Consider the following 23,663-nt stretch of genomic DNA (forward strand, 5'->3'; position numbering starts at 1 on the left):
CCTCGGCTTCGGCCTGTGCCCGCAGCGCATCGGCGTCACCCGTGGCCTTCGCGATGGCGGCCGCGGCCTCACCGTCGGCCCGGGCCTTGTCGGCCTGCGCCTGCTGCTCGGCGATGCGCGTACGGGCCTCGGCCTGCTTGACCTGCTCGATCGCGGCGGCCTCGGCGGCGCGCTCACGCGTGTAGAGCTCGGCCTGCGCGCGCGTCTCGGCCTCGTAGCGCTGGGCGTCGGCCACGCGCTTCACGTCGGCGTCGAGCTGAGCCTGCTTGTTCTCCGCCTGCTGCTGCAGCACGGCCTGCTCGGCCTGCGCGCGGGCGAGCTGTTCGGCCTGCTCCGCCTCGGCACGCGCTCGTCCGATGCCGGCGTTCGCGTTGGCGGTGTTGGTGTCGAGCGCCGTCTGCTCGACGAGGTTCGCCTCCTGGTTGGCGATGTTCTTCTGGTTGATCGCGCGGTCGGCGTTGGTCTGCGAGATCTCGGCGGCCTGTCTCTTCGCCTGGATCTCCGGCGCCCCGAGCGACTGGATGTAGCCGACCTTGTCGGTGATGCCCTTGATCTGGAAGGAGTCGAGGATGAGGCCCTGCTCCGCGAGCTCCTGCGAGACGTCGGCCGCGATCTGGTCGGAGAACTTCTTCCGCTCCCGCATGAGCTCGACGACCGAGAGTGTCGCGACGATGCCGCGCAGCGCACCCTCGAGCTGCTCGGTGGTGAACTGCTCGATCGCCTTGTCCTGCGACGCGAAGCGCTCCGCGGCACGCCGCACGAGCAGCGGGTCGGAGCCGATCTTCACGATCGCGACGCCGTCGACGTTGAGGGTGACGTTGTCGAGCGACTGCGCCTCCGCGTTGAGCGAGACCTGACGGGAGCGCAGGGAGATGATCTCGTGGCGCTGCGTGATCGGGTTGACGAGGGACTTGCCGTTGACGATCACCGTGACCGGCGACTCCGACAGCTCCGAGCGGCTCGTGCCGTCGGCGGCGATCACCGCGCGCTGCACCTTCTGCTTGCGGCCCGAGATGACGAGCGCCTCATCGGCCCTGGCCACCTTGATCCAGCTGCGGGCGAAGAGCAGCAGGATCAGCAGCAGGATGACCGCTGCGACGACGGCGATACCGATGATGATGAGGATGCCGACGATTCCGGCGATCTCCATGGATGACCTCCCTTGGTCCCCCCGAGGGGGCGGTCTGACGGGCCCGCGCGGTGTGCCGGGACTCGGTTCCACCCTGCCAGAAACCCCGGAGGGCCCGCTCTGCGCGGGGGTGATCGCCGACACATCGGGGAGAAGATGCGGCAGAGGCGGGGTGGGGAGAAGGGCTCATTCCCCGTTCACGCGGTCGCGGTCAGCGGTTGCGGAGCTTCTCCGCGAGGTCGCGCAGCTGGCGCAGCTCGTCGTCGTCGAGCCGAGACATGCGTGACGCGATGGAGCGGCCGTGCACCGTGGCGAGGGAACGGAAGGCCCGGGCACCGGCGTCGGTCGCGCGGATCAGTGCACCGCGGCCGTCATCCGGGTCGGGGCACTTGGCGACCAGCCCGCGGGCGACCATGCGATCGACGAGGCGGGAGACGCTGGGCTGGCTGATCAGCATGTTCGCGGTGATGTCGCGCAGTCGCGCCGTCATGTCGGGGGAGCGGGTGACGGTGAGGAGCACGTCGTATTCGGCCTGCGCGAGCTCGTTGTGATCGAAGTCGGCCATCATGTCCGTGAACAGCTCGTGCTGCGCGCGGAACAGGCTCTCCCAGGCCTCCAGGGCGAGCTTGCGATCGGTCATCCTCACAGCGTAGCGGCCACAGTAAAGGGCCGGTCGGAGAGGCTCCCGACCGGCCCTTGTCCCTTGCACCAAGAGTGTCCTGCAATCACATGCGGTGGATGCCACAGCAAACATTCACCGTGCGATCACTGTATAACGACGAGGTAACGAATGCAACGGTTTGATCACGGAATCTTCGCGCGACGCGTGAGGCCGATCCGACCGAGTCGGCAGGAAGTCGCCGCGGGGCTCTCGCGGCTTGCTCTTTATATCGATAGTCATCAATATGGAGTCACGCCCACCTCGCGGTCTCAGCCACCCGTTGACCCATCCACCCAGGAGCGCCATGACCGCCACCACCCCCTCCGTCCTCTTCGTCTGCGTGCACAACGCCGGGCGCTCGCAGATGGCCGCGGGGTTCCTCCGCGAGCTCGCCGGTGACCGCATCGAGGTGAGGTCCGCGGGGTCGCTGCCCGCGGACCGCATCAATCCCGTCGCGGTGGAGGCCATGGCCGAGGTCGGGATCGACATCACCGCCGAGCAGCCGAAGGTGCTCACCGTGGACGCCGTCAAGGCGTCGGACGTCGTGATCACGATGGGATGCGGCGACGCGTGCCCCATCTTCCCCGGAAAGCGCTACGAGGACTGGACGCTCGAGGATCCGGCAGGGCAGGGGATCGAGGCGGTGCGACCGATCCGCGATGACATCCGCACGCGGATCGAGGCGCTCGTGGGAGAGCTGATCTGAGCCGGGCTCCGGGCTCACCGTCCGTGGACGCGGGTGTTCCTCGCCCTTTCCCCCGAAGTGGGATATATTGCTGAAACGTAGAACTTCACTCTCCAATACTCCCCAACTGGAGGAACGCGTGACACTCTCAGGTGGTCCGCTCGAGCGTCGGTCGATGAGCGACGAGGCGTTCGTGCGGCTGCAGGACGCCATCATCAGCGGAGAGCTGCCCCCGGGGGAGCGACTGCGCGACTACGAACTCGCGGAACGCCTCGGCACCTCCAAGACACCGATCCGTCATGCGCTCGACCGCCTGGCCGACAACGGGCTCGTCGAGATGCAGCGCAACCGCTACACGCGGGTCGCCCCCATCGATCTCAACCGGGTCCGCAATGCGGTCGACCTGTTTGGCGACATCTGGATCGGCTCGGTGCGTCACGTGCTGCCGGTGATCCAGGACGACGACGTGTCGTATCTGGTCGAGCTCGCGGACGACATGGCGACGGCGGTCAATTCCCGAGACGTCATCGGGTTCGGCGCCGCGCTGCGCGGTGCCGCGACCGGGTTCGCTCGCATCGAGGGCAACGCGGCGCGGGCGACGGTGATCGAGCGGCTCGGTCCTCAGATCCGCCGCTTCAGCCAGCACTCCAAAGACGTGTTCGACTGGGCGGCGGTGGGCGACGTGGTCGCCTCGATCCGTGACGCCCTCGAGGAGCGCGACGCCGTCAAGATCCGTGCCGTGCTCGTCACGCTGTTCGACGAGGTGCTGCCCTCCATCATCGACCGCGCGGAGGCCGAGGGCCTCGCCGGCACGACGGCCGAGTAGGACGAGGACACCGAACGAGGGCGGCCGCGCGGTGCGGCCGCCCTCGTCGTGTCCGGCGCTCTCGCGCTACGGCGTCAGGCGGTGCAGGTCGCGCGGGAACAGCGTGACCTCGCGGACGTTGGGCGCGTCGACGAGTCGCGCGATCCAGCGCTCCAGGCCGATCGCGAACCCGCCGTGCGGCGGCATCCCGTGCGCGAACGCCTCGAGGTAGCCGCGGTAAGCGTCGGGCGATTCGCCCCCGGCCTCGATCGCGGCGACCAGTTCGGAGTGACGGTGCCGCCGCTGCCCGCCCGTCACCAGCTCCAGCCCCCGGAAGAGCAGGTCGAAGCTGTTGCTCCAGCGCTCGTCGTCGGGTTGCGGGTGCGTGTAGAACGGACGCTTGGCCATCGGGTACCCCTCGACCGCGAGCACGTCGCTGCCGAACTCGGCCATGGCTCACTCGCCGAGCGCTCGCTCGTGCGCCGGTGCCAGGTCGGGCTCGTCGTCGGGCGCCCCCACCAGGCGCAGCGCGTCGCGGAAGTGGATAACCGGGATCTCCTCGGGGATCGTCGGCAGCGGCACCCGGAGCTGCGCCACGGCCGCGGCCGCCTCCGCGCGGATCCCGTCGAGCATTCCTCGCAGCACCTCCCCCAGGAGCGACAGCACGTCGCGGTGGTCGCGGACGAAGCCGAACTCCACATCGAGCGACACGTACTCGGCCAGGTGCCGCACGGTGTCATGGGGCTCTGCGCGGAACACCGGCCCCACCTCGTACACGCGCTCGAACACCCCGACGAGCTGCTGCTTGTAGAACTGCGGGCTCTGCGCCAGGTACGCCGGACGGCCGAAGTAGTCCACGGGGAACACGTTCGCGCCCGACTCCGTCGCGGTCGCCACGATCTTCGGCGTGTGGACCTCGGTGAAGCCGGCGGCGTCGAGCGTGCGGCGGAAGGCCCTCAGGCTCGCGGCCGCCAGTTCCCAGGTCGCCCGGCGGGCGGGGTGGCGCCACAGCACCGGCGCGTGGTCGAGCAGCGTGGGCAGCGTCGCGTCGAGGGTCGGCCGCCACAGGTCCACCACGGGGGTCGCTGCGGGCTCGGACAGCAGCTCGATCCGAGGCGAGGCGACCTCGACGCCACCGGGCGCCTGCGGGTTCGCGGATACGGTGCCGGTGACGCGGACGACGGTCTCCTCGGGCGGCAGGCCGCCGTCGGGCAGTTCGCTCGGCCGCAGCACGACCTGCGCCAGCCCGGAGCGGTCGCGCAGGATCAGGAAGGCGACGGAGGCGAGCTCGCGGCGGCGGTGCACGTGGCCGAGGAGCGTGACGCTCCGGCCCGGCGCGGTGCGGGACAGTTCGGTCGCGAGCGTGCGACCGGGGTCGGGTGATCTCATTCTTCCTCCAGGTTGTGGAAGCCCTGGAGGTGCGGGCGGGGGCTAGATCGCGGTGCCACCACACCTTCGCCGGTGAGACACCGGCCTCTCGTCGGTACGCCGGACGCGCGGGGACCGCTTGCCGTCGAGGCCGGGGGTCGTCACGCCCCGCAGTCGCCACCGCCAGTCTAGGGGGCCGGGTTCTCGGCAGATCCACAGCATTCCGATATGGGCGTCTCGTACTCTGGGACCTCCAAGGGGAGTACTCCGACACGGTCTGGTCGTCATTACGGATGCATCGCATCCCGGCCCACCGGTCCCGATTCGGGATGGAGAAGACTTTGGCGCTGTTCTGCCACGCCGAATCTGGAGTATCCCTTGGACGTCACCCCTCTCATCTGGGTCATCACGATCGCGGTCACGATCGCGTTCTTCGTGTACGAGTTCTTCGCCCACGTGCGCACGCCGCACGAGCCGACCATCGGTGAATCCGCCCGCTGGTCCATCTTCTACATCAGCCTGGCGCTGCTCTTCGGCGTGGGCATCGGCATGGTCTCCGGGTGGACGTACGGCGGCGAGTACTTCGCCGGGTACCTCACCGAGAAGGCCCTGTCGATCGACAACCTCTTCGTGTTCCTGATCGTCATGACCGGGTTCGCCGTGCCGAAGATCTACCAGCAGAAGGTGCTGATGATCGGCATCGTGATCGCCCTGATCCTGCGCGGCATCTTCATCGCCGTCGGCGCGACGCTGATCGAGAACTTCTCCTGGATCTTCTACGTGTTCGGCGCGCTCCTGCTCTTCCTCGCCTACCGCCAGGCGTTCAGCAACCACGAGAGCAACCCCGCGAACGGCCGCTTCATGACCTTCGTGCGCCGTCACCTCCCCGTCAGCGAGGAGTACAACAACGACCGGCTGACCGTCGTCAAGAACGGGAAGCGCTTCGTCACCCCGATGCTGCTGACCATCATCGCGATCGGGTTCATCGACCTCGTGTTCGCCGTCGACTCGATCCCCGCGATCTACGGTCTCACCGATCAGGCGTACATCGTGTTCACCGCCAACGCGTTCGCCCTCATGGGGCTGCGCCAGCTGTACTTCCTCATCGGCGGACTGCTGGAGCGCCTGGTCTACCTGGCCCAGGGCCTCGCCGTGATCCTCGCGTTCATCGGCGTGAAGCTGGTGCTGCACGCGCTGCACGTCAACGAGGTCCCCTTCATCAACAACGGCGAGCCGATGCTGTGGGCGCCCGAGATCCCGATCTGGTTCTCGCTGCTCTTCATCGCCGCGACCATCGCCGTCGCCACCGTCGCGAGTCTGCTCAAGACCCGCAAGACCGCTTCTCTTCCCCCCACGACCGGCACCACCCCTATCGACAAGGAGCACTCTTGAGCGCGCAGCGCTGTTCTGACTCTTCGGACTCTGACAGTACGGGCGCCCGGTTCATCCCGGGCGCTCACCCCGCACCCGGAGAGGAAGCCCGCTGATGGGCGACCTGCTCCTGAACATCGCCCTCGTCCTCGTGTTCGTGCTGATCGGCGGCGTCTTCGCGGCGACCGAGATGGCGCTGGTCACGCTGCGAGAGAGCCAGATCAACGCGATCGGCCAGCGCGGGAAGCGCGGCGCGAAGGTCGCCGGGCTGGCCCGCAACCCCAACACCTTCCTCTCGGCGGTGCAGATCGGCGTGACCGTGGCGGGCTTCGCGTCTGCCGCCTACGGCGCCACCTCGATCGCTCCGTCGCTCGCGCCCCTGTTCGAGAGCTGGGGACTCGCCCCCGCCGTGGCGCTCACGGTCGCCACCCTCGTGCTCACCCTCGTGATCGCGTACCTGTCGCTCGTGCTCGGCGAGCTCGTGCCGAAGCGTCTCGCGATCCAGCGCAACGCCCAGTTCGCGTATGCCGTCGCCCCGGCCCTGAACGGCTTCGCGACCGTCATGCGACCGGTGATCTGGCTGCTGTCCGTGTCGACGAACGCCCTCGTGCGGCTGCTCGGCGGCGACCCGCACAAGACCAGCGATGAGCTCACCGACGAGGAGGTGCGCGACATTGTCGCGACGCACCAGGGGCTGCCCGACGACGAGCGCCGCATCCTCGACGACGTGCTGTCGCTGCGCGGCCGCCAGGTGAGCGAGGTCATGCGACCGCGACCCGAGGTGGTGGCGCTCGACCAGGCCGCCACCGTGGGCGCTGCCATGCAGCAGGTGCGGGAGCTGCCGTTCTCGCGCTACCCGGTGTCGGACACCTCGATCGACGACATCACCGGGTTCGTGCACGTGCGCGACCTGTTCGAGGCCGCGGCCGACGACCCGGAGCGACCGCTGGCGGCCCTCGTGCGCCAGATCCCCTACATCCCCTCGACCGCCCGGGTGCTGCCGACGCTGACCCGCATGCGCGCGGAGGGCCACCACATCGCGGTCGTCGTCGACGAGTACGGCGGCACGGACGGGCTCGTGACGCTCGAGGACCTGGTGGAGGAGGTCGTCGGCGAGATCTTCGACGAGTACGACGCCGAGGTCTTCATCTCGGCCGACGACGGGCTCGACGGACGCCTCAACCTGCAGGACTTCGAGGAGGCCACCGGGCTGGCCATGCCGCGCGGATCGTCGGACACCATCGCCGGATTCGTCACGGAACAGCTCGGACGCCTCGCGGTGGTCGGCGACACGGTCGAGGTGCCCGGCGCGACCATCCAGGTGGCAGAGGTGGATCGGCGCCGGATCGCCCGGGTGCGGGTGACGCTGCACGCCGAGCCGGAGCCCGCCGCGGAGCACTGAGCGCGGAGCGTCCGGCCGGCATGGTCAGGCCGGACGCACCGCGCTGCCGAGCTCGCTCAGGCCCTCGCTCAGAACCTCGACCAGCAGCCGCGCATAGCGGCCGTCGGGGTCGAGGTCGGGATCGAACACGGTGATGCTCGCACCGATCGCCCGCGGAGCGAGGCCCCGCAGCAGCGCCGTCAGCTCGTCGGCGGAGAGGCCGCCGGGATCGGGGCTGTCCACCGCGGGCATCACGGACGGGTCGAGCACGTCGACGTCGAGCTGGAGCCAGTACGCCTCACCCGCGGCTGCGGCAGACTCGGACGCGACGGCCTGGGCTCCGCGCGCGGAGACCTCGGCCGCGGGGGTCACGCGTGCCAGGAGGCCGCGAACCTCCTCCTGCTCCTCGTCGTCGTCGCGGTGTCCGACGTGGGCGGTGCGCCCCGCCGGGAAGTAGGGGGACAGGCCGTCGATGTCGGCGATGGCCGGCCAGTGCAGGCCGATCGCCGCCGCCAGGGCCTCGCCGGCGACGGCCGCGCACTCCTCGCTGTTGCCGGGGTGGCGGAAATCGGTGTGGCCGTCAATGTGCACGAGTCCCGCTCCGCCGCGTCTCTTCAGAGCGATCCCGGCGCCGACGAGGATGCCGCAGTCGCCGCCGATCACCAGGGGTGCCTGCCCCGCGTCGATCGCGTTGCCGATGCGCGCGGCCAGGCGCAGCGAGTGGTCGACGAACGCGGCCTCGTTGCGGACCCGACCGGCCGGACGCACGTCGTCGTCGGCCACGTACCGGCCGGGGAGGACGACGCCGGAGTCGGTCGCGCCCCGGGCGGCGAACCGCTCGTAGAGGCCCGCCTCGCGCAACGCCTCCGGCGCTTTCGCCGAGCCGGGCACGCTCCCGGGCTCGGGCGGACGGAGGCCGAGGTTGCTGGGAGCGGACAGAAGAGTGATCATGCGGTCCACTCTGGCGGGGGCGACCGACATTCGCTCCGCCCGCGCGAGGGGAGTGGATTCAGCGCTCGTGGTCGTGCTCGTGGTCGTGGTCGTGCTCGTGGTCGTGCTCCTCGAGGAGCATGCCGACCGAGGTCGCGCACGCGTCACCGCGCCAGGCCTCGATCCCCTCGCGGACGGCGAAGCCCGCGATGACGAGCCCCGCGACCGCGTCGGCCCACCACCACCCCAGCAGCGAGTTCGCCACGAGTCCGACGAGCACGGCGGCGGACAGATACGTGCAGATCAGGGTCTGCATCGAGTCCGCGACCGCGGTGGCCGACCCCAGCTCGCGCCCCGCCCGGCGCTCGGCGAGGGAGAGGAACGGCATCACGACCACGCTCACCGCGGTCAGCACGATCCCGACCGTGCTGTGCTCCGGCCGCTCCTGCGCGATCAGGGCCAGGACGGAACTCGCCGTCACGTACAGCGCGAGCGCGAAGAACGCCACCCCGATCACCCGCAGCGTCGGCTTCTCCCAGCGCTCGGGATCGGGCCGCGTGAACTGCCAGGCGACCGCCGCCGCCGAGAGCACCTCGATCGTGGAGTCGAGCCCGAACCCGATCAGTGCGGCGGAGGAGGCCACCGAGCCTGCGGCGACGGCGACGATCGCCTCGATCACGTTGTAGCCGATCGTGACGCCCACGATCAGGCGGATGCGGCGGTGCAGCGTCTGCCGGCGGGGCTCGGCGACCACGGCCGCCATCAGCAGGTGCACCCCTCGCCGTCGCAGCAGTCCGGGTCGACGATCAGGGTGACCCGCATCAGCATGTCGAGCGCGGGAGCGAGGTGGCGGTCCGACAGGCGGTAGAGGCTGCGTCGCCCGTCGGCCGTGCTCTCGACGAGTCCGCAGCCGCGGAGGCACGCGAGATGGTTCGACATCGCCTGCCGCGAGACGCCGAGCGCCTCCGCGAGCTCGGCCGGGTACCGCGGCGACGACCGGAGGGCGAGCAGGATCCCGGCGCGCGTCGTGTCGGACAGCGCGTGCCCGAGGCGGGCGACGGCGGCGGTGTGCGGAGTCGAGGCGAGCGCAGTGGTCACCCCTGAACAGTACAGAAAGAAGTGAATTCAGAAAAGAGTGAAGCGGGAGGGGCAACGGATGCGACCGCCCCTCCCGCCGCGATCTCAGCGGATCGCGTACACCGCGCCGCCGACGATCACGGCCACCACGGTGGTCCAGCCGATGATCGCGACCGCCTGCCACACGAGGATCCGTCCCTTGCCCACGCCCGACGCCGCGAGCATGGTCGCGGTGAAGTGCGTGGGCAGCAGCAGCGGTCCCAGCAGGCTCACGCCGGGGACGCCGTAGCGCTCGAACGCCCGCTGGAACTTCTCGCGCCGCGCGGAGCCGCGCCCCTGCTCGGCCGCGGGCGCGGGTGCCGCGTCATCCTCCAGGCTGCTCCCGCCGCCCGCGAGTGCGGCCTGCCGCGCCCTCGACCGGTCGACGATGGCGCGCCGCGCCCCCGAGCTCGCGAGCACCAGGACGGCCACGCACACGAAGTTGCCCACCATCGCCGCGACGGCCGCCACCACCGGGGGGATCCCGCCGATGATCCCGATGCCCGCGGCACCCTCGCCCTCGATGAACGGCACCGCGCCGGCGAGAGCGACGATGAGGGGCTGCACCAGGTCGGGGACCTGGGCGACGAGGTTCTGGAACGTCTCGACGAGGTTCATGGGAGGGGCCTCCGGGAGTTTCGGCGGACGGGCTCTCCGTCGCCATGACCCCAGTCCACCGGAGGCGGGACGGCTGTGACAGTGCCGCGGCGTCACCTCTCTCCGGGTGCTTCACCCGCCGATCCCGTGACATCTGTCACGGCCCTATCGTGGGGAGCGTGACCCGCATCCCCCCGGCCTCCACCGTCGAACCAGCGCCCGGCTCCCGGCAGCTCGCCCGTGGCATCACCGCCACCTGGTGGTACACGGTGACCGCGGTGCTGTTCATCGAGCTCATGCTCGTCGGGGCATGGACGGGCATCGCGGCCGCGGTCGACCTGCGCGGCGGCGTGCTGCTCGTGGTGGGGCTGGGCGGCGTGGTGTGGTGCGCGTCGACGCTGCTGCTGCTGCTGGACTACCGCCACCGGCTGGAGGCCGGTCCGGGGGTGGAGTGGCGGCGCCTGGTGCTGCCGTTCGCGGTGGCGGTGGCCTACGGGGGCACGGCCGGGCTCCTCGTGGGCAGCTGGGAGCTGGCGGGCATGCCGATCGTGCAGTTCTTCGTGCTGCTGCGGTGGCCGCGCGGTGTCCGCGTGCGGGTGGTCGTCGCGGCGACGGTCGTGCTGGTGGGGCTCGCCGTGATCGACACCGCCGCCGACGGCTTCGGGGTGGGCATCCCGTGGTGGCTGCCGATCGTGTACGCCACGATGCTGCCGGGGATGACCGTCAGCTCGCTGTGGTGGTGGGACGTGCTGGTGACGCTCGACCGGGCTCGAGCCTCGGAGGCCCGGCTCGCCGCGACCCAGGAGCGGCTGCGGGTCGCCACCGACGTCCATGACCTGCAGGGGCATCACCTGCAGGTGATCGCGCTGCAGCTGGAGCTCGCGGAGCGGCTGCTGCCTGTGGACGCGCCCGCCGGAATGGAGCAGCTGCGCGCGGCGCGGGTGAGCGTGGACGAGGCGCGCCAGGGGACCAGGGACCTCGCGACGCGGTTCCGGTCGGTCCCGCTGGGCGATGAGCTGGCGAACGCGCGCGACCTGCTGGGCGCGGCAGGGCTGGACGTCGAGGCGCGCATCGCGACCGACGCGAATGCGGCGCCCGCGGCCGACCTCGGCCCGGTGATCCGGGAGACGACCACGAACGTGCTGCGCCACGGCGGTGGAGAGCGCGCGCGGCTGGTGCTCGAGCGCACGCGCGACGGGTGGCGGTACGAGATCGCCAACGGGGTCACGGACGGGGACGGGGGCGCGGACGACGTGGAGGACGGGCACGGCGGCTCGGGGCTGGAGGGTGTACGGCGGCGGATCGCGGACGCGGGCGGCACGCTCGACGTGCGTCGCGACGCGGACGAGTTCGTGGTCGTGGTGACCGTGCCGTCCGCGGGGGAGGGCGGGCGATGATCCGGGTGCTGCTGGCGGACGACGAGGGGATGATCCGGTCGGCACTCGCCGCGCTGCTGCGGCTGGAGGACGACATCGAGGTCGTCGCGGAGTGCGCCGACGGGGAACAGGCCGTGGCGGAGGCGCTGCGGCTGCGACCGGACGTGTGCCTGCTCGACCTGGAGATGCCGGGGCTCGACGGGGTGCAGGTCGCGGAGCGGCTCGGCCGGGAGATCGCGACCCGGTGCGTGGTGGTCACCCGTCACGCGCGACCGGGCGTGCTGCGGCGTGCGCTGGCCTCCGGGGTGTCGGGGTTCCTGCCGAAGTCGCGCGGGGCGGACGAGGTCGCGGCGGTGATCCGGCGGGTCGCCGCGGGAGCGCGCTACGTCGACCCGGAGATCGCGGCGGATGCGCTGAGCGACGAGCGCTCGCCGCTGACCGACCGGGAGCTGGACGTGCTGCGGGCCGGGCGGCGGGGTGAGACGACGGGGCAGATCGCCAGGGCGCTCTCGCTCGCACCCGGAACGGTGCGGAACCACATCTCGGTGATCCTCGGCAAGCTGTCGGTGGCCACACGTCAGCAGGCGGTGCTGCTCGCGGAGGAGCGCGGCTGGATCTGACTCCCGATATGCTGGCTCGCATGGGAACAATATGCGCCGCGCCCGTGATGGGGCGCACTCTCGTGTTCCGCGACCGCCGCGCCTGACGGCGCGCTCGCTCTCCGCACGCCTCCGCGCGCCGTCCACAGAGATGTCATCGCACCTCGGGACGGGCTCTTTTCGCCGACTCCGCTCGCGCGTCCCTCGCCGAGGTGCTCCGATCCTCTTCCCGGAGCGCACCCATGCCTCGCAACCGTCCTCGTTCGATCCACGGCGGCCGCCACGAACTCGGCCAGAACTTCCTCCATCACGCCCCGACGCTCGACCGCATCCTCTCGCTGGTCGAGCGCACGTCCGGCCCTATCCTCGAGCTCGGCGCCGGTGACGGTGCCCTGACGCGTCCCCTCGCCCGCCTCGGTCGTCCCCTCACCGCGATCGACGTGGACGAGCACCGCGTACGTCGGCTTCGATCCGACCTCCCGCAGGTACGCGTCGAGGCCGCGGATGCGACACGTCACCCGTTCGACGCCGAGGTGGTGGTGGGCAACGTCCCCTTCCACCTGACCACGCCGATCCTCCGTCGTCTGCTGGCGACGGGGCGATGGCGACACGCGGTACTGCTGACCCAGTGGGAGGTCGCTCGGAAACGCGCCGGAGTCGGCGGCGGGACCCTGATGACCGCACAGTCCGCGCCGTGGTTCGTGTTCGCCCTGGAGGGCCGTGTTCCGGCGTGGGGCTTCCGGCCGCAGCCGAGCGTCGACGGGGGGCTGCTGACGATCGCCCGGCGCGGGTCGCCGCTCGTGCCCGCGACGGATCGCCGCGCGTACGAGGCCTTCGTTCGGCGCATGTTCACCGGGCGCGGGAGCTCGCTCCCCGCGATCGTGGCCTCCGCAGGCGGCCTGTCGATGCCCCAGGCGCGCCGGGCCGTCGCCTCGGTGCGAGCGCAGGACCGCCGCCTCCCCCGTGACCTGGGCCCGGAGCAGTGGGCGGGGGTGTGGCGCGAGGCGGGGCGGAGGCCATGAGGGGTGGTGGCGCCCCCTCCGTCACGCGTCCGGCGGCGTCTTCGCGGCCTGCGAGAATGGAGGCGCCGAGTCCCGAGCCGAGGAGCCACCGTGCCGTTCATCTCCACCCGTGGCGGCATGCAGCCGCAGTCCTTCAGCGAGACCCTGCTCGAAGGGCTCGCGCCCGACGGAGGCCTGGCGGTTCCCGAGGTCATGCCCGAGGTCGACGGTGAGACCCTGGAGCGCTGGCGCGCACTCACGTACCCCCAGCTCGCGACCGAGGTGCTGGGGCTGTTCGCGACCGACATCCCCCGCGAGGATCTGGCGCGCATGACGGCCGCCGCCTACGCCGACTTCCCCGACGGGGTGGTGCCGCTGCGCCGCATCGACGACGACCTCACGCTGGTCGGTCTCTCCGAGGGGCCGACGCTGGCGTTCAAGGACATGGCGATGCAGTTCCTCGGGCAGGTGCTCGAGTACACCCTCGAGCGTCAGGGATCGGTGCTGAACATCCTCGGCGCAACCTCGGGCGACACGGGGTCGGCGGCCGAGCACGCCCTCCGCGGCAAGGAGCGGGTGTCGGTGTTCATGCTGTCGCCGCAGGGCCGCATGAGCGCGTTCCAGCGGGCGCAGATGTTCTCGCTCGACGACGCCAACGTGCACAACATCGCGGTGGAGGGCGTGTTCGACGACTGCCAGAACCTGGTCAAGAAGCTCGCCGGCGACCTCGACTTCAAGCGCACCCAGCACCTCGGCGCCGTCAACTCCATCAACCTCGCGCGCATCACCGCGCAGACCGTCTACTACTTCTGGGCGTGGCTGCGGGCCACCGACGCGGGCGGCTGGGCCGAGGTGTCGTTCACCGTGCCCTCGGGCAACTTCGGCAACATCCTGTCGGGCTTCTTCGCGAAGCAGATGGGCCTGCCGATCCGCCGCCTCGTGCTGGCCGCGAACGAGAACAACGTGCTCGACGAGTTCTTCCGCACGGGCGTCTACCGGCCGCGCAGCGCCGCGCAGACCCTCGCCACCTCGAGCCCCTCGATGGACATCTCGAAGGCGTCGAACCTGGAGCGCTTCATCTTCGAGCTGGTCGACCGCGACCCGGCGCGGGTGGTCGGCGCGTGGGACGACCTGGAGGCGCAGGGCTACGTCGACTTCTCGGCGGAGCAGGAGCGCTTCGCGGAGGAGTTCGGCATCGTCAGCGGCACCTCGACCCATGAGGACCGGCTGGCCACCATCCGCGCCGTGTACGAGGCCTCGGGCGAAGTGATCGACCCGCACACCGCCGACGGCGTCAAGGTCGCGCGCGAGTATGTGGAGCCGGGCGTTCCGATGCTCGTGCTGGAGACCGCCAAGCCGGAGAAGTTCGCGGAGACCATCCACGAGGCGATCGGCGTCGAGCTCGGCTACTCGCCCGAGCTGCGCGCGATGCTCGACGCCCCCCAGCACGTGACGGAGATGGCCGACGACGAGCAGGCCCTGCGCGCGCTCATCGCGGAGAACGCCCTGCACTGACACCGAGGCCCTTCATCGCGAAAGACCCCCGACCGCCGACGCGGTCGGGGGTCTTCGTCCTTCCAGAGGAACTTATCAGGCAGTAACTGCCAAGAGTTGTTACTGTATCTGCATGAATGAAAGTGCGGACTCCGTCCCGACGGCCATCGAGGCGCGTCATCTGTCCAAGTCCTACGGGAAGGGCGAGAGCAGATTCCTGGCTCTCGACGACGTGTCGTTGCGGGTTCGGCGGGGCGAGTCCCTGGCCATCGTCGGCAAGAGCGGGTCGGGCAAGTCCACGCTGATGCACCTCCTTGCGCTTCTGGACCGCCCCGACGCCGGAGAGGTGTGGGTGGACGGCGCCGATGCGGCGACGCTGTCGCCGCGGGCGGTGAACCGGATCCGCAACCGCCGCTTCGGCTTCGTCTTCCAGCAGTTCTTCGTCACCCCCGGTGCCTCGGTGCTCGACAACGTCATCCTCCCGCTCACGATCGCGGGGATCCCCGCCGCCGAGAGGCGACGCCGCGGCATGGAGGCCCTGCGCCGCTTCGGCCTGGAGGACAAGGCGCGGGGCCGTGCGAACGACCTGTCCGGCGGGCAGAAGCAGCGCGTCGTGCTGGCTCGGGCGCTCGTGTCCGAGCCCGAGGTCATCTTCGCCGACGAGCCGACGGGAAACCTCGACAGCGCGACCGGCGCCGTCGTCGAAGATGAGCTCTTCGCGCTCCAGCGCGACCACGGAATCACCCTTGTCATCGTCACGCACGACGACGACCTCGCCGCACGATGCGACCGCCGGGTCGTGGTGCGCGACGGGCGCCTGGAGGATGCGACGGGGGTGGCGGCATGAACGCGCTCGACCTGGTGCGCACCGCCGTGTCGCACACGTTCCGCAGCAAGCTGCGCACCACGCTGACCGTGCTGGCGCTGTTCGTCGGAGCGTTCACGCTCACCCTCACGACCGCACTGGGCGCCGGTGTCTCCGACTACGTCGCGAAGCAGGTGGCGTCGCTCGGCGCCGACGACGTGCTGCTCATCTCGGCGGGGACGGGTACGGCGACCGACGCCGGGCCCCAGCCGTACGATCCCGCGACCTCCACGGCCTCCGGGGGTCCTGCCAATCCACTCACCGGCGGGGGAGCGCTGACGCCGCAGGACATCTCCGCGCTCGAGGGCATCGACGGACTGCGTGACGTGTCGCCCGTCTCGGCCGTCGCGGTCGACTGGATCCAGGGACCGGGGTCGCAGAAGTACGAGTTCGCGATCGCGCCCACCTCGTCGATCGCGCGGGCGGACCTCGTCGCCGGTTCGCAGCTGGATGCCGAGGCCACCGAGAACCAGATCACCCTCCCGCTCGACGACGTCGAGCCGCTCGGCTGGGCCGACCCCGGCGACGCGGTCGGTGCACGGGTCGAACTGGGGTTCACCGACGTGCTCGGCGGCCCCCACACCATCGAGGCGACCGTCGTGGGTGTCTCGAACACGAGCCTGCTCACTGCCGGCGCCGGGGCCAACGCCGTCCTGGTCGACGCGATCGCGGCGGAGCAGCGCGCCGGGTCGTCGGCGCCGGAGCGCTTCCAGGTCGCGGTGGCCTCCTTCGACCCGAACGCCAGCGCCGACGACGTGCGCGACCTGAAGGACCGGGTCGCTGACGCGGGGATGACCGCGCAGACGATCCAGGACCAGCTCGGCATCGTGCAGACGGTCATCGGCGGCATCACCGGTGTGCTCAACGCGTTCGCCGTGATCGCTCTGCTCGCGGCCGCTTTCGGCATCATCAACACGCTGCTGATGAGCGTGCAGGAGCGCACGCGCGAGATCGGGCTCATGAAGGCCATGGGGATGAGCAACGGACGGGTGTTCGCGCTCTTCAGCATCGAGGCGGCGATCATCGGCGTGCTCGGCAGCGTGCTCGGCGTCGTCGTGGCCGTGCTGGTGGGACTGCCGCTCAATGCGGCTCTCGCCCAGGGGCCGCTCTCGGGTCTCGCCGGTCTTGACCTGCTGCTCTTCCAGCCGCAGGGGATGCTGGGCGTCGTCGCGCTCATCGTCGTCATCGCATTCCTGGCGGGCACGCTACCGGCGCGACGCGCGTCGCTGAAGTCACCCATCGACGCGCTGCGATACGAATAGAGCATGCCCGCGCCCGCAACCCCGCACAGCAGCAACGCCCGCGGACGGGCGACGGCGCGCGCGATCGAGACCGCGGCGGTGCGGCTGGCCCTGGAGAAGGGGCCGGCCGCGCTGACGGTCGACGAGATCTGCGCGGCGGCCGGCGTCAAGCAGCGCACGTTCTTCAATCATTTCCCGACCAAAGAGGACGCGCTCCTCGGCAGCGCGCTGCCCCGGCTCAACGAGCAGCGGGTGCGCGAGTACCTCAGCGATGCGACGGTGGGTGTGCTCAGCGGCGCTCTAGGTCTGGTCGAGCTGCCGGCGTCCCCCGACGGGCAGGAGGACCTCGCGGCAGCTCGCATGCGCGTCCTCGCCGCTTCGCCGGCCCTCGCCGAGCGCCAGGCGAGTCGGCTGCTGCCGTTGGCGCGCGAGGTCAACGAGGTCATCCGCCTCAAGCTGCGTGCCGTCGGCCCCGACCAGGCGGCGGAGCGCATCGACGCCGCCGCATCCGTGCTCACCCGCATCGCGAGCACGCTCGTACTGCAAGCCGGGCGGGCGGGCGAGGCGGAGCCCGGCCTCGACGATCTCCGGTGGATCTGGGACCGCCTGCTCTGACGTCGCGTGCAGAGTGCACAGCGACGGGCGATGTTCGTGCGGATCGCACATGTCGGGCGGTGAGGCGCGGTGGCTACGGTGGCGGCAACCCGTTCCCCCTCCTCCCGAAGGATCCTCATGGCACGCACGGCGCACGCAGACGACTTCGCGCTCTCCCGAGTCACGCCGGAGGCCCGCAAGCCCTGGTTCGGAATCGCAGTGCAGCGATTCGGACAGGTCTCGGCCCTCTCGCAGTTCCTCCTCGGTGCGACACTCGGCTACAGCATGACGTTCGGCGAGGCCGTCCTCGCCTTCCTGTTCGGCTCGATCATCCTCGAGGTGATCATGTGCGTGGTCGGTTTCATCGGCCAGCGCGAAGGCCTGAACACCGCCCTCCTCGCCCGCTGGACCGGCTTCGGGGAGATCGGCGCCTCGCTGGTCGGCCTCGCGATCGGCATCAGCCTGATCGGCTGGTTCGGCATCCAGTCGGCGATCTCGGCACAGTCGCTCGACGCCCTCATGCCCGGCGCCCTGCCGGTGTGGGCGTGGAGCCTCATCTTCGGCCTCGCGGTGACCGCGATCGTGGCCTTCGGCTTCGTCGGCATGCAGTGGCTCGCGAACATCACGGTGCCGCTGTTCCTGATCCTGGTGGGATGGTCGGTCATCTCCGAGCTGAGCCGCCACGACATCGGTGAACTGCTGACCGGTCCGGCCCCCGGCCCCACAATGAGCGTGTGGGCGGGCACCGGCATCGTCGCGGGCGGCCTCATCGTCGGCGCCATCATCACCGGCGACATGACCCGCTTCAACCGCTCGCGCGCCGACGTCGTCAAGCAGACCGTGCTGGGCGTCTCGCTCGGCGAGTTCGTGATCGGCCTGGTCGGCGTGCTCCTCGCGCACGCCGCCGCCACCGGCGACATCGTCGCGATCGTCACCTCGTCGGTGGGCTTCATCGGCCTGTTCATCGTGCTGACCGGCACGCTGAAGATCAACGACTGGAACCTGTACTCCTCCACCCTCGGCCTGGTGAACTTCATCTCCACCGCGTTCGGCAAGAACCTGCACCGCGTGACCACCACGATCGTGCTCGGCGTCGTCGGCTCGGTGCTCGCCGCGGTCGGCATCCTCGGGCAGTTCACCGAGTTCCTGATCGTGCTCAGCGTCGCGTTCCCGCCCATCGCCGGCATCATGGTCGCCGAGTACTACGTGGTGCGGCGCTGGCGTCCCGAGCTCGACGCGACCCGCGAGCAGGGCACGCTTCCGGCCACCGCTCCGCGCATCGTCCCCGCGACCATCGTCGTCTGGCTGGTCTCGTCCCTCGTCGGGTACTTCGTCACCTGGGGCATCCCGTCGCTGCTCAGCCTCTTCCTGTCGATGGTGCTGTACATCGTCGTCGGCAAGCTCGGCTGGGTGCGCGGCGTCGGCGTCGCCACCACGCGCCAGGCGAGCCCCGTCGACAGCGCCCCCGCGGCGGTCTGAGCGACCGCGACAGAACCACCCCACACGAAAGCGAGCATCATGCACATCGGCATCGACGTCGGCGGCACCAACACCGACGCCGTCCTCATGGACGGCACCCGCACCCTGGCGGGGGTGAAGCACTCCACGACCCCCGACGTGACCCGCGGGATCGTGCAGGCCATCGAGGACCTGCGCGCCGGTCACTCCTTCGAGGGTGCAGACATCGATGCGGTCATGATCGGCACGACGCACTTCATCAACGCGCTCGTGCAGGCCAGCCGGCTCGCGCCGGTCGCGGCGCTCCGGCTGGGGCTCCCCGCCACGCGCGCGTTGCCGCCGCTGATCGACTGGCCGGAGGTGCTGGTGGAGGCCACGCAGGCGCGCAGCTACCTCGCCCACGGCGGATACGAGTTCGACGGGCGACCCATCTCGCCGCTCGACCCGGAGGAGATCCGTGCGCACGCCGAGGACATGAAGGCCCACGGCATCCGCTCGGTCGCGATCTCCTCGGTGTTCAGCCCGGTCAACCACGACCTCGAGGTGCGGGCAGCCGAGATCGTGGCCGACGTGCTCGGGGCGGATGCGGCGATCTCGCTGTCGCACGAGATCGGACGCATCGGGCTGCTGGAGCGGGAGAACGCGACCATCATCAACGCGGCGCTGCGCGAGCTCGCGTCCGAGATCGTCGACGGGCTCACCTCGGCCGTGCGCGCGCAGGGCATCGAAGCGCCCATCTTCCTGAGCCAGAACGACGGCACGCTCATGGACGAGGACTACGTGCGCCGCTACCCGGTCGCGACCTTCGCCTCCGGCCCCACGAACTCGATGCGCGGTGCCGCCGCCACGAGCGGCCTCGACGACTGCGCCGTGATCGACGTCGGCGGCACGACGGCCGACATCGGACTGCTCATCAATGGCTTCCCGCGCGAGACCGCGAACGAGGTGAAGGTCGCGGGCATCCGCACCAACTTCCGGATGCCCGACGTGCTCTCCCTCGGCATCGGCGGCGGCAGCATCGTCGACGAGGAGACCGCGGAGGTCGGCCCCGCATCGGTCGGGTACAAGCTGACGACCGAGGCGCTGGTGTTCGGCGGCTCCACCCTCACCGCGACCGACATCGCGGTCGCGGCCGGCCGGGCACAGGTGGGCGACCCGAGCCGCGTGGCCCACCTCGACCCCGCCTTCGTGCAGCGCGTGCTCGACCGCGTCGCCGAGCGGGTGTCCGAGGCCGTGGACCGCATGCGCACCTCGCCCGAGCCGATCGCGGTCGTCGCGGTCGGCGGCGGCTCCATCCTGCTGCCCGACGAGCTGCCGCTGTTCGGCACCGTGCACCGCCCGGAGAACTACGCGGTCGCCAACGCCATCGGCGCCTCGATCGCCCAGGTCGGCGGCGAAATCGACAAGGTGTACGCGATCGAGCCGGGCCGCCGCGAGGAGACCCTCGCCGAGGTGCGGGCCGAGGCCGTGGACAAGGCCATCGCCGCGGGAGCCAAGCCGTCCACCGTGTCGATCATCGACTTCGACGAGGTGCCCATCCCGTACCTTCCCGGCAACGCCACGCGCATCCGCGTCAAGGCCGTCGGCGACCTCGACATGGGGGTCTGACATGAGCTGGACCATCACACCCGCCCACATCGACGGACTCGCGCGCGGGGCTGCCGTGCTCGGCACGGGTGGCGGCGGCGACCCGTACATCGGCGCGCTCCTCGCCCGGCAGGCCCTCGCGAGCGGCGACGTCCCCGTGGTCGCCCTCGACGAGGTGCCCGACGACGCCCTGGTGCTGTTCGTCGCGATGATGGGCGCGCCCACCGTCATGGTCGAGAAGCTGCCGAGTCTGGCCGAGGTCATCGAGCCCGTGAAGGCGCTGGGCATCCACCTCGGCCGCCCGGTCACGCACATCGCGTGCGCCGAGGTCGGCGGCGTCAACTCCACGATCCCGATCGCCGCGGCCGCCGCGCTCGGCCTGCCGCTGGTCGACGCCGACGGCATGGGGCGCGCGTTCCCGGAGCTGCAGATGGTGCTGCCGACGCTGTACGGCGTGACCGCTTCGCCCCTCGCCTTCAGCGACGAGAAGGGCAACACCGGGGTGCTGCAGACGGCCGACAACTCCTGGACCGAGCGCATCGCCCGAGTCGCGTGCGTCGAGATGGGCTGCTCCGTCATGATCTCGGGCTTCTCGATGTCGGGCACCGCCGCGCGGGAGTCGCTCGTGGCGGGGTCGCTGTCGCGCTGCATCGAGATCGGCCGGAGCATCGCCACCGCGCGCGACGAGAAGACCGACCCGGTCGCGGCGGTCGTGGAACTGCTCGGCGGGCGCGAGCTGTTCGGCGGCAAGGTCGTCGACGTCAACCGCGCCACCACCACCGGGTTCGCCCGCGGGCGCGCCCGCATCGACGGCGACGGCGGCACCATGCTCACCCTCCGGTTCCAGAACGAGCACCTGGTCGCCGAGGCCGACGGCGCGGTCCTCGCGACCACACCCGACCTCATCATGGTGCTCGACGGCGAGTCGGGCGAGCCGATCACCACCGAGGGGCTGCGCTACGGCCAGCGCGTGCGCGTGATCGCGGCCCCCGCCGACGAGCGCTGGCACTCCGCGGAGGCCCTCGCGATGGTCGGCCCCGGCTACTTCGGCTACGACCTCGCAGCCCACCGCTTCGACGGCACCGTCTCCGCCGCCGACGCCTCGACGGGGGCGGCCGCATGAGCTGGCAGCTCACCGCGGCCGACCTCCCCGACCTCGCCCGAGGCGCGACGCTGCTCGGCACGGGCGGCGGCGGCGACCCGTACATCGGGAAGATGCTCGTGGAACGGGTGCTCGGCGACGGCAGCATCACGATCCTCGACCCGGACGAGCTGGCGGACGACCTCTTCGTGATCCCCACCGCGCAGATGGGCGCCCCGACGGTGATGGTGGAGAAGATCCCCGCTGGCACCGAGCCCACGCTGGCGCTGCGCACGCTCGAGGAGCACCTGGGGCGCACGGCCGACGCGACGATGCCGATCGAGTGCGGCGGCATCAACTCCATGATCCCGCTGATCGTCGCGGCCGAGACCGGGCTGCCCGTGGTGGACGCGGACGGCATGGGTCGGGCGTTCCCCGAGCTGTCGATGGAGACCTTCGCGGTGTACGGCGTGCACGGCTCGCCGCTCGCGCTCGCCGGGGAGCGCGGCGAGAAGGTCGTGATCGACACGGGCGACGACGACCGGCAGATGGAGTGGCTCGCCCGCGGCATCACGATCCGGCTGGGCGGCGTCGGCCACATCGCCGAGTACGCCATGACCGGCGCCGACGTGCGGCGCACGGCCGTGCCACGGACCATCTCGATGGCGCTCGCGCTCGGCCGCGCCATCCGCCTGGCCCGCGAGGAGCACCGGTCCCCGTTCGAGGCGATCGCCGACACCCTCGCGACCACCCTCTACCCGCACGTGCGGGAACTGGGCGTCGGGAAGGTCGTGGACGTCGAGCGGCGGACGACGGAGGGCTTCGCGAAGGGCCGGGCCGTCATCGCTCCGCTGGGGGCCGAGGGCGACGCGGTCGAGATCGCGTTCCAGAACGAGAACCTCACGGCCTACCGCGGCGGGGAGCTGCTGGCGATCGTGCCCGACCTCATCTGCGTGGTCGATCACGAGACCGCGGAACCGATCACGACCGAGGGACTGCGCTACGGGCAGCGGGTGCGCGTGCTCGGCATCTCCACGCCCGACATGATGCGCACGCCCGAGGCGCTGGCCGCGTTCGGTCCCATGGCGTTCGGCCTGACGGAGCCGTTCCGCCCGGTCGAGGGGACCCCCGCGTCCTAGGCTGGACGGCATGAGGCTGGAGCGGGACGACGTGGCGGCGCTCGCCCGCGGCTACGCGCTCCTCGGCTCCGGCGGCGGTGGCTCGACCACGATGCTCGAGCTCATGCTGGGCGCCGCCGACCACGGGCCGATCGACGTCACGCCGGTGTCGGCGCTCGACCCCGCGACCCCGTGCCTCGGTGTCGCGTTCGTCGGCTCCACCATGCTCTTGAGCGAACGGATGCCGGGCGCAGAGCCGTTCGGCGCACTGCTGCGGGCGGTCGAGCGCTGGCTCGGACACCCCGTGCCGGCGGTCTGCTCGCTCGAGGGCGGGGGGATGAACGGGCTGGCGCCCCTCACCCTCGCGAAGACGCACACCGTGGTCGACGCCGACTGCACGGGTCGCGCGGTGCCCGGTCTCGACCAGATGTCGCTGTTCGTCGACCGCGTGCCCGGGCTCGTGTTCGCGTGCGAGACCGGCGCGGACGGAGTCGCCCTGGTCGAGGCGACCAGGGCGATCGACGCGGAGCGGGTGGTGCGGTCGGCCATCATCCAGGCCGGGGGAGTGGGCTGCGCGGTGCTCGCCGGCTTCACGGTGGGCGACCTGCGGGAGCACGCGATCGAGGGGCACCTGGCTCGGGCGCTCGACCTGGGGCGGGCGTTCCTCGCGCACGCCCGGCTCGCGCCACCGCTGCTGGCGGAGGCCCTGGGGGGCGAGCTGCTCGCCGAGGGCCGGATCCTGTCGGTCGCGCCGTCCGTGACGGACCCGCACGTCAGCGCCATCGAGGTCGCGGGCATCGGCGGTACCGTGCACCGGGTGGTCGCGCGGTCGGAGACGCTCGCGGTGCTCAGCGACGGGCTGCTGGTCGCCGCGGCCCCCGAGGTGATCGTGGTGCTGGACGCCGTGTCCCGCGAGATCCTCGAGGTCACCGACCTCAGCCTGGCGCGGCACGTCGTCGTGCTCGCCCTGCCCGCGCCCGACTGGTGGAGCGAGCGCCCCGAGCGCCGCGCCCGCATCGTGCCGTCGGCCTACGGTCTCGACGGGCTGGACGCGGCATGAGCGCCGCGCTTCCCCTCACCGCACTGCTCGCGCAGGGCGAGAACGGGGCTGTGCGCCTCGTCGCCGGGCCCGCCGACGCCGAGTGGGACGCGGTGTCGGTGGAGGCGGAGGAGGCCGACCTCCCGGCGCAGAGCCGCGGCGGCCTC

Annotated in this window: 22 protein-coding genes and 1 pseudogene; 16 read left to right on the forward strand and 7 right to left on the reverse strand. The window is 71.1% G+C overall.

The annotated features are described in order from the left end of the window. Both DW309_RS09995 and DW309_RS10000 read right to left on the reverse strand, forming a co-directional pair. Positions 1 to 1,150, reverse strand: a 1,150-nt coding sequence (locus tag DW309_RS09995; RefSeq protein ID WP_136045286.1) for a flotillin family protein, incomplete at its 3' end; no start/stop codon positions are given. Positions 1,151 to 1,340: 190 nt separating this feature from the next. Next, the gene (locus DW309_RS10000; protein ID WP_136031703.1) at positions 1,341 to 1,769 is read right to left on the reverse strand and encodes a MarR family winged helix-turn-helix transcriptional regulator; all 429 of its coding nucleotides are present in this window, start codon (positions 1,767 to 1,769) and stop codon (positions 1,341 to 1,343) included. A gap of 325 nt (positions 1,770 to 2,094) precedes the next feature. Here DW309_RS10000 and DW309_RS10005 point away from each other — a divergent pair, with 325 nt between their 5' ends. Together DW309_RS10005 and DW309_RS10010 are read left to right on the forward strand one after the other, a co-directional pair. After that, a complete protein-coding gene (locus tag DW309_RS10005) occupies positions 2,095 to 2,496 on the forward strand; it encodes an arsenate reductase ArsC (RefSeq protein ID WP_136036779.1) in 402 nt (133 codons plus the stop codon). A gap of 154 nt (positions 2,497 to 2,650) precedes the next feature. Continuing rightward, on the forward strand, positions 2,651 to 3,301 hold the full coding sequence (locus tag DW309_RS10010; RefSeq protein ID WP_136031707.1) for a GntR family transcriptional regulator: 651 nt from the start codon (positions 2,651 to 2,653) through the stop codon (positions 3,299 to 3,301). Between the two features lie 66 nt (positions 3,302 to 3,367). On the opposite strand, the pseudogene aspS reads toward DW309_RS10010, so the two are convergent. Next, positions 3,368 to 4,669 (reverse strand): annotated as a pseudogene (gene aspS, locus DW309_RS10015) (aspartate--tRNA(Asn) ligase). A gap of 357 nt (positions 4,670 to 5,026) precedes the next feature. Here aspS and DW309_RS10020 point away from each other — a divergent pair. Together DW309_RS10020 and DW309_RS10025 are read left to right on the forward strand one after the other, a co-directional pair. After that, positions 5,027 to 6,040 carry a TerC family protein gene (locus tag DW309_RS10020; protein WP_136031711.1) on the forward strand — a complete coding sequence of 338 codons (1,014 nt, stop codon included), beginning with the start codon at positions 5,027 to 5,029 and terminating at the stop codon, positions 6,038 to 6,040. A 94-nt stretch (positions 6,041 to 6,134) separates the two neighbouring features. Next, entirely contained in the window at positions 6,135 to 7,421 is a 1,287-nt protein-coding gene (locus tag DW309_RS10025; protein WP_136031713.1) for a hemolysin family protein, read from the forward strand. A 24-nt stretch (positions 7,422 to 7,445) separates the two neighbouring features. On the opposite strand, the gene DW309_RS10030 is transcribed toward DW309_RS10025, so the two are convergent. The 4 genes from DW309_RS10030 to DW309_RS10045 form a co-directional block, all read right to left on the reverse strand. Further along, positions 7,446 to 8,351 carry an arginase family protein gene (locus DW309_RS10030; protein ID WP_136045287.1) on the reverse strand — a complete coding sequence of 302 codons (906 nt, stop codon included), beginning with the start codon at positions 8,349 to 8,351 and terminating at the stop codon, positions 7,446 to 7,448. A 58-nt stretch (positions 8,352 to 8,409) separates the two neighbouring features. After that, positions 8,410 to 9,093, reverse strand: coding sequence for a cation diffusion facilitator family transporter (locus DW309_RS10035; RefSeq protein WP_136045288.1), 684 nt, complete (start codon positions 9,091 to 9,093; stop codon positions 8,410 to 8,412). After that, entirely contained in the window at positions 9,093 to 9,428 is a 336-nt protein-coding gene (locus DW309_RS10040; RefSeq protein WP_136031719.1) for an ArsR/SmtB family transcription factor, read from the reverse strand. Before DW309_RS10040 ends, DW309_RS10035 begins: the two co-directional genes overlap by 1 nt. An 84-nt stretch (positions 9,429 to 9,512) precedes the next feature. Beyond that, positions 9,513 to 10,064 (reverse strand): small multidrug efflux protein, encoded by a 552-nt coding sequence (locus DW309_RS10045; RefSeq protein ID WP_136045289.1) that lies wholly within the window; start codon positions 10,062 to 10,064, stop codon positions 9,513 to 9,515. A gap of 158 nt (positions 10,065 to 10,222) precedes the next feature. On the opposite strand from DW309_RS10045, the gene DW309_RS10050 reads away from it, so the two are divergent. The 12 genes from DW309_RS10050 to DW309_RS10105 all read left to right on the forward strand — a co-directional run bounded on the left by DW309_RS10050 (position 10,223) and on the right by DW309_RS10105 (position 23,517). Beyond that, entirely contained in the window at positions 10,223 to 11,440 is a 1,218-nt protein-coding gene (locus DW309_RS10050) for a sensor histidine kinase (protein WP_136045290.1), read from the forward strand. Continuing rightward, positions 11,437 to 12,039: a response regulator transcription factor gene (locus DW309_RS10055; RefSeq protein ID WP_136031725.1), complete on the forward strand. Its 603-nt coding sequence runs from the start codon at positions 11,437 to 11,439 to the stop codon at positions 12,037 to 12,039. The genes DW309_RS10050 and DW309_RS10055 overlap by 4 nt, the downstream gene beginning before the upstream one ends. Positions 12,040 to 12,260: 221 nt before the next feature. Next, the gene (gene erm / locus DW309_RS10060; RefSeq protein ID WP_136045291.1) at positions 12,261 to 13,040 is read left to right on the forward strand and encodes a 23S ribosomal RNA methyltransferase Erm; all 780 of its coding nucleotides are present in this window, start codon (positions 12,261 to 12,263) and stop codon (positions 13,038 to 13,040) included. 90 nt (positions 13,041 to 13,130) lie between these two features. Continuing rightward, positions 13,131 to 14,534: a threonine synthase gene (thrC, locus tag DW309_RS10065; protein WP_136045292.1), complete on the forward strand. Its 1,404-nt coding sequence runs from the start codon at positions 13,131 to 13,133 to the stop codon at positions 14,532 to 14,534. Between the two features lie 112 nt (positions 14,535 to 14,646). Further along, the gene (locus DW309_RS10070) at positions 14,647 to 15,360 is read left to right on the forward strand and encodes an ABC transporter ATP-binding protein (protein ID WP_136045293.1); all 714 of its coding nucleotides are present in this window, start codon (positions 14,647 to 14,649) and stop codon (positions 15,358 to 15,360) included. Then, on the forward strand, positions 15,357 to 16,640 hold the full coding sequence (locus DW309_RS10075) for an ABC transporter permease (protein WP_136045294.1): 1,284 nt from the start codon (positions 15,357 to 15,359) through the stop codon (positions 16,638 to 16,640). Before DW309_RS10070 ends, DW309_RS10075 begins: the two co-directional genes overlap by 4 nt. 3 nt (positions 16,641 to 16,643) lie before the next feature. Continuing rightward, a complete protein-coding gene (locus tag DW309_RS10080; RefSeq protein ID WP_136045295.1) occupies positions 16,644 to 17,234 on the forward strand; it encodes a TetR/AcrR family transcriptional regulator in 591 nt (196 codons plus the stop codon). A 117-nt stretch (positions 17,235 to 17,351) separates the two neighbouring features. Beyond that, the gene (locus tag DW309_RS10085) at positions 17,352 to 18,692 is read left to right on the forward strand and encodes a purine-cytosine permease family protein (RefSeq protein WP_136045296.1); all 1,341 of its coding nucleotides are present in this window, start codon (positions 17,352 to 17,354) and stop codon (positions 18,690 to 18,692) included. Between the two features lie 39 nt (positions 18,693 to 18,731). Continuing rightward, positions 18,732 to 20,279: a hydantoinase/oxoprolinase N-terminal domain-containing protein gene (locus DW309_RS10090; protein WP_136045297.1), complete on the forward strand. Its 1,548-nt coding sequence runs from the start codon at positions 18,732 to 18,734 to the stop codon at positions 20,277 to 20,279. A gap of 1 nt (position 20,280) precedes the next feature. After that, positions 20,281 to 21,381: an S-methyl thiohydantoin desulfurase family protein gene (locus tag DW309_RS10095; RefSeq protein ID WP_136045298.1), complete on the forward strand. Its 1,101-nt coding sequence runs from the start codon at positions 20,281 to 20,283 to the stop codon at positions 21,379 to 21,381. Beyond that, on the forward strand, positions 21,378 to 22,478 hold the full coding sequence (locus DW309_RS10100; protein ID WP_136045299.1) for an S-methyl thiohydantoin desulfurase family protein: 1,101 nt from the start codon (positions 21,378 to 21,380) through the stop codon (positions 22,476 to 22,478). Before DW309_RS10095 ends, DW309_RS10100 begins: the two co-directional genes overlap by 4 nt. A gap of 10 nt (positions 22,479 to 22,488) precedes the next feature. Beyond that, positions 22,489 to 23,517 (forward strand): S-methyl thiohydantoin desulfurase domain-containing protein, encoded by a 1,029-nt coding sequence (locus DW309_RS10105; RefSeq protein WP_136031746.1) that lies wholly within the window; start codon positions 22,489 to 22,491, stop codon positions 23,515 to 23,517. Positions 23,518 to 23,663 lie beyond the last annotated feature (146 nt).

The organism is Microbacterium sp. K41, from assembly GCF_004794395.1.
GTDB classification, from domain to species: domain Bacteria; phylum Actinomycetota; class Actinomycetes; order Actinomycetales; family Microbacteriaceae; genus Microbacterium; species Microbacterium sufflavum.